Source organism: Sorangium sp. So ce448, assembly GCF_051520915.1.
In the GTDB taxonomy this organism is placed as follows: Bacteria; Myxococcota_A; Polyangia; order Polyangiales; family Polyangiaceae; genus Sorangium; species Sorangium cellulosum_B.
Genome location: NZ_CP150343.1, coordinates 10,448,747 through 10,462,185, shown reverse-complemented (window position 1 = coordinate 10,462,185; position 13,439 = coordinate 10,448,747). Strand labels below are relative to the sequence as shown.

Annotated in this window: 7 protein-coding genes; 5 read left to right on the top strand and 2 right to left on the bottom strand. The window is 74.0% G+C overall.

The window, feature by feature from the left end; genetic code table 11:
- Window positions 1-53 precede the first annotated feature (53 nt).
- The 5 genes from WMF45_RS39400 (at window position 54) to WMF45_RS39380 (ending at window position 10,745) form a co-directional block, all read left to right on the top strand.
- Window positions 54-1,223 (top strand): HlyD family secretion protein, encoded by a 1,170-nt coding sequence (locus tag WMF45_RS39400; RefSeq protein WP_437711087.1) that lies wholly within the window; start codon window positions 54-56, stop codon window positions 1,221-1,223.
- Window positions 1,220-4,132 carry an ATP-binding cassette domain-containing protein gene (locus WMF45_RS39395; protein ID WP_437711086.1) on the top strand — a complete coding sequence of 971 codons (2,913 nt, stop codon included), beginning with the start codon at window positions 1,220-1,222 and terminating at the stop codon, window positions 4,130-4,132. The genes WMF45_RS39400 and WMF45_RS39395 overlap by 4 nt, the downstream gene beginning before the upstream one ends.
- Window positions 4,129-6,387: an ATP-binding cassette domain-containing protein gene (locus tag WMF45_RS39390; protein WP_437711085.1), complete on the top strand. Its 2,259-nt coding sequence runs from the start codon at window positions 4,129-4,131 to the stop codon at window positions 6,385-6,387. The genes WMF45_RS39395 and WMF45_RS39390 overlap by 4 nt, the downstream gene beginning before the upstream one ends.
- A 349-nt stretch (window positions 6,388-6,736) precedes the next feature.
- On the top strand, window positions 6,737-8,683 hold the full coding sequence (gene treZ / locus WMF45_RS39385; RefSeq protein WP_437711084.1) for a malto-oligosyltrehalose trehalohydrolase: 1,947 nt from the start codon (window positions 6,737-6,739) through the stop codon (window positions 8,681-8,683).
- Window positions 8,673-10,745: an amylo-alpha-1,6-glucosidase gene (locus WMF45_RS39380; protein WP_437711083.1), complete on the top strand. Its 2,073-nt coding sequence runs from the start codon at window positions 8,673-8,675 to the stop codon at window positions 10,743-10,745. The genes treZ and WMF45_RS39380 overlap by 11 nt, the downstream gene beginning before the upstream one ends.
- Window positions 10,746-10,757: 12 nt before the next feature.
- Here the strand turns inward: WMF45_RS39380 and WMF45_RS39375 are convergent, their stop codons facing one another.
- Both WMF45_RS39375 and WMF45_RS39370 read right to left on the bottom strand, forming a co-directional pair.
- Entirely contained in the window at window positions 10,758-11,975 is a 1,218-nt protein-coding gene (locus WMF45_RS39375) for a cytochrome P450 family protein (protein ID WP_437711082.1), read from the bottom strand.
- A gap of 176 nt (window positions 11,976-12,151) precedes the next feature.
- Window positions 12,152-13,411, bottom strand: a complete 1,260-nt coding sequence (locus tag WMF45_RS39370) for a metallophosphoesterase family protein (RefSeq protein ID WP_437711081.1) — start codon at window positions 13,409-13,411, stop codon at window positions 12,152-12,154.
- Window positions 13,412-13,439: the final 28 nt, after the last annotated feature.

Here is a 13,439-nt window from a genome sequence, read left to right as displayed (position 1 = left end):
ATGGGTGCGACTTCCTGCGCATCCTTCGCTCGTGTACCTTGTCGCGACCCTTCATGCCCGCCGGGTTCTCACGCTCGATCCACGTGATCGCGACCGACGGCCATCGCGGCTCGATCGTCGGCGCCGCGCTCGGCGCGCTCCTGCTCGGAGGCTGGCTCGCGTGGTTCTTCCTCGCGCGCGTCGGGCAGTACGAGGCGAGCGTGAGCGCGCGCCTCGAGGTGGGGCAGGCGGCCCACCGCGTCGAGGCGCCCCTCGGCGGCAGGGTCGCCGCGGTCCGCCTCGACCTGCTCGGGGCCGAGGTCGCGGCGGGCGACGTCCTCGTCGAGCTCGACGTGGAGCCGCTCCGCCGCGACATCGACGACAAGCAGGCCCGGCTCTCGGCCATCGCGGGGCAGATGGGGCCGCTCCGGGCCGAGATCGCGGCGCGCTCGCGGGCGCTGCGCGACGGGGCGGAGGCGGCGCGCGCCCGCATCGACGAGGCGAAGGCGCGGCTCAAGGAGGCGGAGGCGGGCGCGCGCTTCCAGGAGCTCGAGGCGGCGCGGGCCGTGCGCCTGCGGCAGGACGGGCTCGTGTCCGAGGCCGAGGCGGCGCGGCTCGCGGCCGAGGCGCTGTCGCGGCGCTCGGCGACCGAGGCGCTCGACCGCGCCGCCGCGCGGGCCGGCGTCGAGCGGCGCACGGGGCAGAGCGAGCAGCAGGCCGAGCTCGCGCGGCTCGACCGCGAGGCGGCCTCGCTCGAGGGGGAGCGGCTCGTGCTGGAGGCGACGATCGCGGGGCTGCTCGCTGAGATCGAGCGGCGCAAGATCCGCTCGCCGATCGCCGGGCGGGTCGGTGAGATCACGGTGCTGCGGGCCGGCTCCTTCGTGCGCGAAGGGGACGTCGTGGCCGCCGTCGTCCCGCCCGGCGAGCTCAGGGTGATCGCGGAGTTCCCGCCCTCCTCCGTCGGTCGGATCCGCGCGGGGCAGGCCGGACGCCTGCGCCTCGACGCGTTCCCCTGGACCGAATACGGCACGCTGGCCACCACCGTCGAGCGCGTCGCCAGCGAGGCGCAGGAAGGCCGCATCCGCGTGGAGCTCGGCGTGCGCCCCGATCCCGCGTCGCCTATCCCGATGCAGCACGGGCTGCCCGGCAACGTCGTCATCGAGATGGAGCGCGTCTCGCCGGCGTCGCTCGTGCTGCGGGCAGCAGGGCAGATCGTGAGGGTCCGCGGCGGAGCGGACGGGTGAGCCAGGGCGCCGAGCCACGATCCGCGTCGGAGCGAGCAGCGAGCGCCGATCCCCGCCGCCGGCCGCCGAGCCCGAGGCGGAGGCTCCTCGCGCCGGAGGTCGTGCAGACGTCGGCGATGGATTGCGGGCCGGCCACGCTCAAGTGCGTGCTCGAGGGCTTCGGCGTCGGCGTGAGCTACGGGCGCCTGCGCGAGGCCTGCCAGACCGACGTCGACGGCACGTCCATCGACACCCTGGAGGACCTCGCGGAGCAGCTCGGGCTCGTGGCCCAGCAGATCCTCGTGCCGCCGGAGCACGTGCTCCTCGACGAGGCCCAGGCGCTGCCCGCGCTGGCGATCGTGCGGCAGTCGACCGGGCCGCTCCACATCGTCGTGATCTGGCGCCGGCACGGCGGCCTCGCGCAGATCATGGACCCGGGCACGGGGCGGCGCTGGGTGACGCGACGGCAGCTCGAGGCCGAGCTCTACCGGCACGAGCTGCCCCTGTCCGCGGCGGACTTCCGCGCGTGGGCCGCGAGCGACGGGTTCACGCGGCCGCTGGGGCGCCGGCTCGCGTGGCTCGGCGCAGGGACGCGGTCGATCGAGGCGGCGCTGTCGGACCGGGACTGGCGAGCGATCGCCGCGCTCGACGCCGGCGCGCGCCTCGTCACGTCGCTCGTGCGCTCCGGCGGCCTCGGGCGCGGACGCGAGGCCGCGCGCGTGCTGGGCGCGCTGCTCGACCGAGACGCCGAGGCCACCCGGGAGGAGATGATCCCGCCCGGCTTCTGGACGGCGCGCCCGGGGCCGGCCGACCCGTCCGGGGAGGAGATGGTCCTCACGCGGGGCGCCGTGCTCGTGCGGATCCGCGGGCGGCGGCCGCTCAGCTTCGCCCGCGCGCCGGCAGGCCGCGACGGCGCGCCGGCCTCCGCTCCCGAGCCCCCGGCGCACGCCGAGGCGGCTGCTCGCGGCGGCGGCGAGGCGGCTCGCGGCGAGGCGCGCCTCCCCCCCGACCTCGCGGCCGCCCTCGCGGAGCGCGAGATCCCGCCTGCGCGCGCGCTCCTCCGGATGATCCGTGAGGACGGCCTGCTGACGCCCGCCGTGCTCGCCGGCGCGCTCTTGCTCAGCGTCGCGACCGTGGTGCTGGAGAGCCTCCTCTTCCGGGGCCTGCTCCAGATCTCGAACGATCTCGCGCTGTTCGAGCAGCGCCTCGCCGCCCTCATCGCCCTCGCGGCGTTCCTCGCGGTGGAGCTCGCCCTCGATCTCTCGCTGACCACGGGGATGATCCGGCTCGGGCGCCACCTCGAGGTCCGGCTGCGGATGGCGTTCCTCGCGAAGATCCCGCGCATCGGCGATCGCTACTTCCAGAGCCGCCCGGCCTCGGACATGGCGCAGCGCGGCCACAGCTTGCACGTGCTCCGCGGCCTGCCCGCGTTCGGCGGCCAGATCGCGCGCGCGGCGCTCGACCTCGCGGTGACCACGGCCGCGATCGTCTGGATCGATCCCGGGAGCGCGCGCCTCGCCGTGCCGGGCGCCGCGCTCGCGCTGGCGCTGCCGTTCGCGGGGAACCGCGTCCTCGTCGAGCGAGACCTGCGCGTCCGCACCCACGCCGGCGCGCTCACGAGCTTCTACCTCGACGCGCTCCTCGGCCTCGTGCCGATCCGGGCGCACGCGGCGGAGCGGGCCGTGCGGCGCGAGCACGCGGGCCTGCTCGGGGAGTGGGCGCTCGCCGGCCGCGCGCTCCTCCGCGCCGCCCTCGCCGTCGACGGGGCGCAGGCGCTGATCGGCTTCGCGCTCGCCGCGTGGATCCTCGGCGATTTCCTCGCCCGCGGGGGCGCCCTCTCGCGCGCGCTCCTGCTCTTTTACTGGGCGCTCGCGCTGCCCTCCATCGGGCAGGCGCTCGCGAGCACGCTGCTCCAGTACCCGGGGCACCGCAACACGGCGCTGCGCTTGCTCGAGCCGCTCGGCGCGCCGGAGGAGCTGCGCGCAGGCGCCCCCACGCGCGCGCCCGCGGCAGCGGCGCCGCTCGCGCAAGGGGGCGCCGGCGGCGCGGGCTGCGCGATCGCCTTCGAGCGCGTGCGCATCCAGGCGGCCGGTCACGTGATCCTCGACGGCGTGGATCTGAAGATCGCGGCGGGCAGCCACGTGGCGATCGTGGGCTCGTCGGGCGCGGGGAAGTCGAGCCTCGTCGGGGTGCTGCTGGGCTGGCACCGGGCGAGCGAGGGCAGGGTGCTCGTCGACGGCCGCCCCCTCGACGGCGAGGGGGTGCGCGCGCTGCGCGAGGAGACCGCGTGGGTCGACCCGGCGGTCCAGATCTGGAACCGATCGTTCCTCGACAACCTCCGCTACGGCGCGCCCGACGACGCGGCCGACTTCGGCGCCGTCGTCGAGGAGGCCGAGCTGCGCGAGGTGCTGGAGCGGCTGCCGGAAGGGCAGAAGACCCTGCTCGGCGAGGGCGGAGGGCTCGTCTCCGGCGGCGAGGGGCAGCGGTTGCGCCTGGGCCGGGCGATGCTGCGGAGCGAGGCGCGGCTCGTGATCCTCGACGAGCCGTTCCGCGGCCTCGACCGGGAGCGCCGCCGGGCGCTGCTCGCCCGGGCGCGGCGGCGCTTCCGGCGCGCGACGCTCCTGTGCGTCACCCACGACGTCGGCGAGACGCGATCGTTCGAGCGGGTGCTCGTCGTGGACGGCGGGCGCGTTGTCGAGGACGGGGCGCCGTCCGAGCTCGCGGCGCGCCCCGGCTCGCGCTACCGCGCGCTGCTCGAGGCCGAGGTAGCGGTGCAGCGAGGGCTCTGGTCGAGCGGCGAGTGGCGCCGGCTGAAGGTCGCGCGCGGGCGCATCGCCGAGGCGGCGGGCGAGGGCGCCGAGGCGGCGGGGGAGGGCGGCGGAGCGCCAGCCGAGGGCGGCGGAGCGCCAGCCGAGGGCCAGCGGAGGTGACCGCCGAGGCGCAACCCGGGTGGGAAGTCCGGCCGGACGGGGCGGAGGCGCAACCTGGGTGGGGGGCGAGGCCGCAACCCGGGTGGGGAGCGCGGCCGGACCAGGCGGTCGATCCGCTCGGCGCCCTCGAGTGGCCGGCGGAGCGCATCGGCGACGCGCTCGAGGCGCTCGCGGCGCAGGGCGGCCTCGGCCCGCGCGCGGTCGCGGCGCCCGTCCCGGCCGCCGGGCACCTCCGCAGCGCGGACGCGCTCGGGGCGTGGATCGATCAGGCCGCGGCGTACCTCGGCGTCGAGGCGGAGCCGATCGCGGCGCGCTACGACGAGATCGGCGAGGCGCTCCTCCGCGTCGCGCCCGCGCTCGTGTGGCTGCGCGACGGCGGGGCACCCCGCTTCCTCGCCGTCGTGGAGCGCAGGGGGCGCGACCTCGCCGCGCTCCGCGCCGACCGCTCCACGGCGCGCGTCCCGGTCGAGGCGATCGCCGGCCGCATCTGCCGCCCGATCGAGGCGCAGGTGCTCCCGGAGATCGAGCGCGTCCTCGCGCGCGCGGCCGTGCGGCCGCGGCGGCGCGCGCGCGCGCGGCGGGCCCTGCTCGACGAGCGCATCGGGCCCGTGATCGTCGACGGCATCTGGAGCCTGCGCCTGCCGCCGGGCGCGCCGCTCGCGCGGCAGGCCATGGCCGCGCGGATCCCGCGCCGCCTCCTCGGCCTGCTCGCGGCCCACGCGGCGGGCTACACGCTCTGGATCCTGGTGTGGATGACCGTGGGGCGCAGCATCCTCGACGACCACCTCGACGAGGGGTGGCTCGTCGCCGGCGCGCTGCTGCTCGCGACGGTCGTGCCGCTGCGCCAGCTCATGGCGTGGCTGTCCGGGCTCGTCGCGATCGACTCGAGCGCGCTGGTCAAGCAGCGCCTGCTCTCGGGCGCGCTCGCGCTCGACGCCGAGGAGGTGCGCAGCGAGGGCGCGGGCCGCTTCCTCGGCCGCGTGATCGAGTCCGAGGCGATCGAGGGGCTCGCGATGGGCGGCGGCGTCGCGGCGGTCGCGTCGGCGTTCGAGCTCGCGGCGGCGGCGGCCGTGCTCGCCCAGGGCGCGGCGGGCGCGATCCACGCGCTGCTGCTCGTCGCCTGGGCGGCGCTGGTCGTCGCGCTCTGCGTGCGGTTCTACCGGCGGCGCGCGCGCTGGACCGCCGCGCGGCTCGCGATGACGCACGACCTCATCGAGCGCCTGGTCGGCCACCGGACCCGCCTCGCCCAGGAGCGCCACGGCCGCTGGCACCACGGCGAGGACGAGGCGCTCGCCCAGTACCTGCTGCGGTCGCGCGACATCGACCGGAGCCAGATCGAGATCGGCGCGCTGATGCCGCGCGGCTGGCTCATCGCGGGGATCATCGGCCTCCTGCCGCCGTTCCTCGCGGGCACCGGCTCCGCCGGGGCGTACGCGGTGGCGCTGGGGGGCGTCCTGCTCGCGAGCCGCGCGCTCCAGGGCCTGTCGGGCGGCCTGTCGAGCCTCGCCAGCGCGGTGATCGCGTGGGAGCAGGTCTCCACGCTGTTCCAGGCGGCCGCCCGCGGCGGCCCGCCGCCGCCGCCGCTGCCCCCCGACGCGGGGCGATCGCCGGCCCGCGCGCGCGCGGGCGACGCCGAGGCCCGCGCTGTGGTCCTGGAGGCGCACGAGCTGTCGTTCCGGCACAAGGCGAGGGCGCGCCCCGCGGTCATCGACGTGTCGGTGCGGATCGCAGCGGGCGACCGCATCCTGCTCGAGGGGCCCTCGGGCGGCGGGAAGTCGACGCTGAGCGCGCTGCTCTCGGGGCTGCGCGCGCCCGACGCGGGGCTGCTGCTGCTGAACGGGCTCGACCGCCACATGCTGGGCGCCGGCGCGTGGCGGCGCCGCGTGGCCGCGGCGCCGCAGTTCCACGAGAACCACGTCCTCGCCGGGACGTTCGCGTACAACCTGCTGATGGGCAGGCGCTGGCCGCCGAGGCCCGACGACCTCGCGGAGGCCGAGGAGATCTGCCACGAGCTCGGCCTCGGCGAGCTGCTCGGCCGGATGCCGGGGGGGCTGGAGCAGGTGGTGGGCGAGACGGGCTGGCAGCTCTCGCACGGCGAGCGGAGCCGGCTCTACATGGCGCGCGCGCTGCTGCAGGACGCCGAGGTCGTCGTGCTCGACGAGAGCTTCGCGGCGCTCGACCCGGAGACGCTGGAGCGCGCGTTGCGCTGCGTGCTCCGGCGCGCGCGCACCCTCGTCGTCATCGCCCACCCGTAGCCGCGGAGAGCGCGCTTCAGCGCCTTCCATCGCAAGGTCGTCAAGCCCACTTCATGGCCTATCCCCCTCTCGATGGGTCGACTCCTGCCTCGCTCTATCTCTTTCGTGTTCTCGAACACGCGCCCTGGGCAAGGAGGAGCCCAGCGGCGCGCGCGCGCCTCAGGGCGAGCTCGCGTCGCGCAATTTCGCCACACAGACAGCGCTGACCTCGATGTCGGTTTGCTCCTGATCGCTCTCAGGCAGCTCCGTAAGGCACGTTGCGCTCGACAACTGAGCAGTGACAGCGGTAGCGTCGTCATGTGCATATCGGCGCTGGACGTCATCTGTGTTGCGCCTAGAATTCATTTCAATGCTGGAGTTCAAGACGGAGAGGCGGTTGCCCATCGGCGCAGAGGTGCTCGTCGGGAAAGGAGTCCACTTCCGTGTCTGGGCGCCGGCCAGGCGCAAGGTCGAGGTCGTCCTGGAGGCCGGGCCGGGGAGCGGCGGGGCCGCCCCGCTGCGGCCCGAGGAGGGCGGTTATTTCGCGGGGCTCGTCGCGTCCGCCGCGAGCGGCACCCGCTACCGGTTCCGGCTCGACGACGGCGAGGCGCTCACTCCCGATCCCGCCTCGCGCTCGCAGCCGGAGGGGCCGCACGGGCCCTCCGAGGTGATCGATCCCGGCGCGTTCTCGTGGAGCGACGCGGCATTCCGGGGCGCCCCGCTGAAGGGGCAAGTCGTCTACGAGATGCACATCGGGACCTTCACCCGGGAGGGCACATGGGAGTCCGCCGCCCGGGAGCTGCCGGAGCTCGCGCGGATCGGCATCTCCCTGATCGAGCTGCTGCCCATCGCCGAGGTCCCCGGCCGCTTCAACTGGGGGTACGACGGCGTGAACCTCTTCGCGCCGACGCGCCTCTACGGCAGCCCGGACGATCTCCGGCGCTTCGTGGACGCGGCGCACCGCGCCGGGATCGCGGTGATCCTCGATGTCGTCTACAACCACCTCGGCCCGGACGGCAACTACCTCGGCCAGTTCTCCGGGGACTACTTCACCGATCGTCACAAGACGGACTGGGGAGCGGCGATCAACTTCGACGGCCCGCGATCCGAGGCGGTGAGGGAGTACTTCATCGCCAACGCCGGCTACTGGATCGACGAGTTCCACCTCGACGGGCTCCGGCTCGACGCCACGCAGAACATCTACGATGGCTCGAAGGACCACATCCTCGCCGCCATCGCGCGCCGCGCGCGGGAGGCGGCGAAGGGCAAGGAGACGTTCCTCGTGGCCGAGAACGAGTCGCAGGAAGAGTGGCTGATCCGCGCCGCCGAGCGGGGCGGCTACGGGCTCGACGCGATCTGGAACGACGATTTCCACCACAGCGCCAAGGTGGCGCTCACCGGCCATAGCGAGGCCTATTACAGCGATCACGAGGGCTCGCCCCAGGAGCTCCTCTCCGCCCTGAAGCACGGGTTCCTCTTCCAGGGGCAGCGCTATCACTGGCAGAAGCAGCGGCGAGGGACGCCGGCGCTCGGCGTGGATCCGGCCCGCTTCGTCCTCTTCCTGGAGAACCACGACCAGGTCGCCAACACCGCGCGAGGCGAGCGGCTCTGTCACATCGTGAGCCCGGGCAAGCTCCGGGCGATGTCCGCGGCCCTGCTCCTCGCCCCGGGGACACCCATGCTCTTTCAGGGGCAGGAGTTCGGGTCCTCGGCGCCGTTCCTCTTCTTCGCCGACCACAACCCCGAGCTCGCCCCGCTCGTGCGCAAGGGCAGGGCCGAGTTCCTCGAGCAGTTCCCGTCCTGCTCGGCGCCGGAGGTCCGCGCGCAGCTCGACGATCCGAGCGACCCGCGCACCTTCGAGCGCTGCAAGCTCGATTTCTCCGAGCGCGAGCGCAACGCCGCCCTCTACGCCCTCCACGAGGACCTCATCGCGCTCCGCCGGCGCGATCCGGTGATCCGGGCCCAGCGCCCGCGCGGCGTCGACGGGGCCGTCCTCTCGGCCCACGCCTTCCTCCTGCGCTACTTCGGCGACGACGGCGACGACCGGCTGCTCCTCGTCAACCTCGGGCCGGACATCCATCGAGGGTCGTTGCCGGAGCCGCTCTTCGCCCCGCCGCCGGGGCGCCGCTGGGAGACGTCGTGGTCCAGCGAGTCCCCCCGCTACGGGGGGCAAGGCAGTCCACCTGTCATCACCGAGGACGGTGTCCACATCCCGGGCGAGGCGGCGATCCTCCTCCACCCCGTGGTCGGGACGCCGGTGCCCGAGAAGACGAGCGCGAGCCCGCGCCCGGAGGAGCCCAAGAAGCATGCACGCTGACGAGATCTGCCGGAGGATGGTCTGGTCCCGGGGCGCCGCCCCCACCTCGCAGGACGACGCCGAGCGCGGCTCGGACCCGCTCACGCGGGAATGGCTCGTCACGAACGGACTCGGCGGTTACGCGTCGGGCACCGTCTCCGGCGCGGTGACCCGCCGCTTCCATGGACTGCTGATCTCCGCGCTGCCGGCCCCCCTCGGCCGCACCATGATGCTCAGCGATCTCTCCACCCGGATCTTCACCGCGGAGGACAGGGTGTACCAGGTGGGCGGTCAGGAGCCCTGGCTCGACGACGGCGCCGCCCAGGTCATCGATCTCGTCGAGTTCCGCCTCGAGGCCGGGCTCCCCGTCTGGCGCTACGAGGGCGCGGGGATGGCGATCGAGCGGCGCCTCCTCATGCCCCACGCGCAGAACACGGTCCATGTCACGTACACGCTCGTCGAGGGGACGGGCCCGGCGCGGATCGAGCTCCAGCCGTGGGTGAATTTCCGGCCGCACGAGGGCGCGCTCGATCGGCCGGTGGCGGGCCCCTACGCGCTCACCGTGGTCGAGGATCGCTACGAGCTCGCGTCGCCGGGCGACCTGCCGCCGCTCCGGCTGAAGGTCCAGGGCGCTCGGGCCGAGTTCAGGATCGAGAGCGCCCGCCTGCGCAACGTACGCTACCGGATCGAGCAGAGCCGCGGATACGACGCCGTCGGTGAGTTCTACAGCCCTGGCCGCTTCAGCCTCGAGCTCCCGGTCTCCGGCAGCGTGACCCTGATCGCGTCCACGGAGGCCTGGGAGACGCTCAACGCCCTCTCCACGGACGAGGTGCATCGCGCGGAGCGCAAGCGCCGGACGCGGCTCCTGCTCGCCGCGGCGCCCGAGGTCCGCACCGGGCCGGCGGCGGAGCTCGTCCTCGGCGCCGATCAGTTCCTCATCAGCCCCGCGGGCCGCGTCGAGGACGCCGCCCGCGCCCGGGCCGCCGGGGACGAGGTGCGCACCGTCATCGCGGGCTATCACTGGTTCACCGACTGGGGCCGGGACACCATGATCAGCCTCGAGGGGCTGACGCTCGTCACCGGGCGCCACACCGAGGCGGGCTACATCCTGCGCACGTTCGCCCATTACGTGAAGGACGGGCTCATCCCCAACATGTTCCCGGAGGGCAAGAACGACGGGCTCTACCACACAGCCGACGCCACCCTCTGGTTCTTCCACGCGCTCGATCGCTACCTGGCGACGACCGGGGATCGCGAGACGCTCCGGCTCATCCTCCCCACGCTGATCGATATCGTCGAGCACCACACCCGCGGGACGCGCTTCGGCATCCGCGCCGACCCGCACGACGGCCTGATCCGCCAGGGGGAAGAGGGATATCAGCTGACCTGGATGGACGCGAAGGTCGGCGACTACGTTGTCACGCCACGCCGGGGGAAGCCCGTCGAGATCAACGCGCTCTGGTACAACGCCCTGCGCCTCATCGAGCGCTGGGCGCGCGAGTCCGACGGCGACGCCGCGGCGAGGCGCTACGGCGCGGCCGCCGAGCAGGTCAAGGCCTCCTTCAACCGCCGCTTCTGGTCCGAGAAGCACGGCTATCTCTACGACGTGATCGACGGCGAGCAGGGCGCCGACGACGCCTTCCGGCCGAACCAGCTCCTCGCGATCTCGCTGCCTCACCCCGTCCTCGAGCCCGCGCGCTGGAAGGGGATCGTCGATCAGGTGAAGGAGCGGCTCTGGACGCCCGTGGGCCTCAGGTCGCTCGCGCCGGGGCACCCGGACTACAAACCGAAGTACTTCGGCGACCTCCGCGCGCGGGACATGGCCTATCACCAGGGCACCGTGTGGGGGTGGCTCATGGGCCCGTTCATCGACGCCTGGCTGAAGGTGTATCCCACCGATCTCGCCGGGGCGCGGCGGCTGCTCGAGGGCTTCGCGCCGCACCTCGACGAGGCCTGCGCCGGCTCGATCAGCGAGATCTTCGACGCGGAGCCGCCGTTCACGCCCCGCGGGTGCGTCGCCCAGGCGTGGAGCGTGGCCGAGGCGCTGCGCGCCTACGCCAGGACGGCCCCCTCGGGGGGCTGAGCGCTCTCCCGCTCAGAACGCCACAGGCACCGCCGCCGGGCCGCGGATCATGGGCCATTCGCTCCATGCGATGTCGCGGGGCGGGACGGCGAGCTCGATGCGCGGCAACCTCCGGAGGAGCGTCGAGAAGGCGATCGCCGCCTCGATCCGCGCGAGCATCGCGCCCAGGCAGAAGTGGATGCCGCCCCCGAAGCCGATGTGCCGGTTCGGCGAGCGGCCGATGTCGAAGCGGTCCGGATCCGGGAAGTGCTCCGGATCCCGGTTCGCGGCCAGGAGCCCCGCCGCGACGCCTTCTCCCGCCGGCACGCGAGCGCCGAACAGCTCGATGTCCTCGAGCGACCAGCGGATCGTCGAGAGCTCCGCCGGCCCCTCGCAGCGCAGCACCTCCTCCACCGCGGAGCCGACGAGCCCGGGGTCCTCGTCCAGCCGGCGCCGCTCCGCAGGGTGCGAGAGCAGGAGGAACATGCCGCTCGCGATGAGGTGCACGGTGGTCTCGTGGCCCGCGACGAGCAGCAGGAACACCATGCTCGAGAGCTCTGCCGGGCTCAGCTTGTGCTCCTGCTCCTCGGCCAGCAAGAGGCCGCTGATCAGGTCGTCGCGCGGGGCCTTGCGGCGCGCGTCGGCGAGCGCCCGGAAGTACGCCGCGAACTCCTCCACCACGGGCTGCGCGCGCTCCACGAACTCGCGATCCTTCGCGGGCGCGAGGAGGATCTTGGTCCACCGGCGGAACCGGTCGCGATCCTCGACGGGGAGGCCGAGCAGCTCGGCGATCACCGCGGTGGGGAGCGGAAACGCGAAGTCCGCCACGAGCTCCATCCGGCGCCGGTCGATCACGGCGTCGATGAGCCCGTCCGCGATCGCCTGGATGCGCGGGCGCAGCCCTTCCATCATCCGCGGCGAGAAGGCCCGCTGGACGATGGCCCTGAGCCGCGTGTGATCCGGCGGATCGGCGTCGAGCATGTGCTGATCCATGAAGGTCGTGCGGTCGCTGAGCGGGAAATAACGCCGGCGCACGTCGTCGGGGAGCTTGCGGAAGTCGCGGATCAGGCGCGGATCCTTGAGGAGCTCCACGCAGTCGTCGTAACGCACGGCCACCCAGAGGGGCACGTCGAGGCGGGGGTGAATGAGGCGATGCAGGCGCCCCGCGGCCCGCATGCGCGCGTAGATCGCGTGCGGCTCGGCGCGGCTGCTCGGATGAAACAGCTCCGGAAAAGCGTCCTGGTCGACCATGATTCCCCCGTTTCATGGCGTCCGGACGTTCGAGGTGATGCTCGCGTCACGCCGGATCGCGGGGTGTGCATGGTGGAGAACAGCGCGCCGTCAAGCGGCGGCCGGAGGGCCGCGCGCCGTCAACCGTCACGCCGCGGCGTCGGAGCTCGAGCGGGCCGCGGGGCCGCGCCCGACCTTCAGGGCGCGTCGCTCGCGCCGAGCAGCCGCGAGATCAGCGCGGGCTCCACGTCGTCGAGCGCCTCGCGCAGGAACGCCGGGTCGTCGAGGCGGATCGCGTCGTCCCCCTCGCGCGCCTCGAGGGGCAGCTTGTTCCTGAGGCTCGCGAACTCGCGCAGCAGCGAGGACAGGCCCGCCTCGTCGTCGCGCAGCGCGCGCAGCGACCTCGTGAGCTGGCCGATCGCGTCGTCCCGCTCCTCGAGCGCGCCCACCTGGAGCGGCGAGATCGTCCGCGAGAGCACGCGCTCGATCCACAGCGCGCCGCCGAGGTCGTTGGCGATCGCGCGGATCTGCCCCGTCCATCGCTCGAAATCGGCGCGGAGCGCGGCGTGCGCCTTCGTCGCGCCGCACAGGAAGACCCGCGCGGCCAGCGTGCGCCCGTCCGCCTCGGCGAGGCGCCGCTCGAGCTCCTCCCGCGTCAGATCCACGATGTCGTCGGCGCTCGCGGCCGGGGAGAGATCGACCTCGCAGGCGCTCCAGCGCACGACGTCGAGGGGGCGGTGCTCGACCGAGGTGATGCGGCCGTCGTCCACCGAGACGAGGAGGGCGCCCTTCTCGCCCGTCTCGCGGGCGTGGCGGCCCTGGAGGTTGCCGGGGAACGCGATGTACGGATCGCGCGAGAGCACCTCCCGGGTGTGCACGTGGCCGAGCGCCCAGTAATCGTATCGCTTCCCGACGAGGGTGTTCAGGCTGCAAGGAGCGTAGTTGTCGTGGCCCTCGCGGCCGCCCAGGCAGGTGTGGAGCATGCCGATGTTGAAGAGGCCTGCCCGAGCGTCCGGATAACCCGCGGCGAGATCGTCGGTGACGGCCTTGGTCGCGAAGCTCTGTCCGTGGACGGCGACCCCGAGCCGATCGAAGACGATGGACTCGGGGCGGCGGGGATCGAGCCGCCGGGCGTTCTCGGGGAGCTCCAGGTGACGCGTGATGTTGCTCTCGGCGTCGTGATTGCCATAGAGGAGCACGACGTCCACCCGGGCGGCGCGCAGGCGGGAGAGCTGCGCGGCGAAGAACAGGCCCGTGCTGTAGTCCTTCCAGTCGCCGTCGTAGATGTCGCCCGCGAGGAGCAGGAGGTCGACCTCCTCGGCGAGGCAGAGGTTCACGAGGTTCTCGAGCGCGCGGCGGGTCGCCCCGCGGATCTGCTCGACGGGGGCGCCCGGGTAACGGTCGAGCCCGCGGAGGGGGCTGTCGATGTGGAGGTCGGCGGCGTGGACGAACTTCATGGGCAGACGCGGCCCGAGCTTAGCCGCT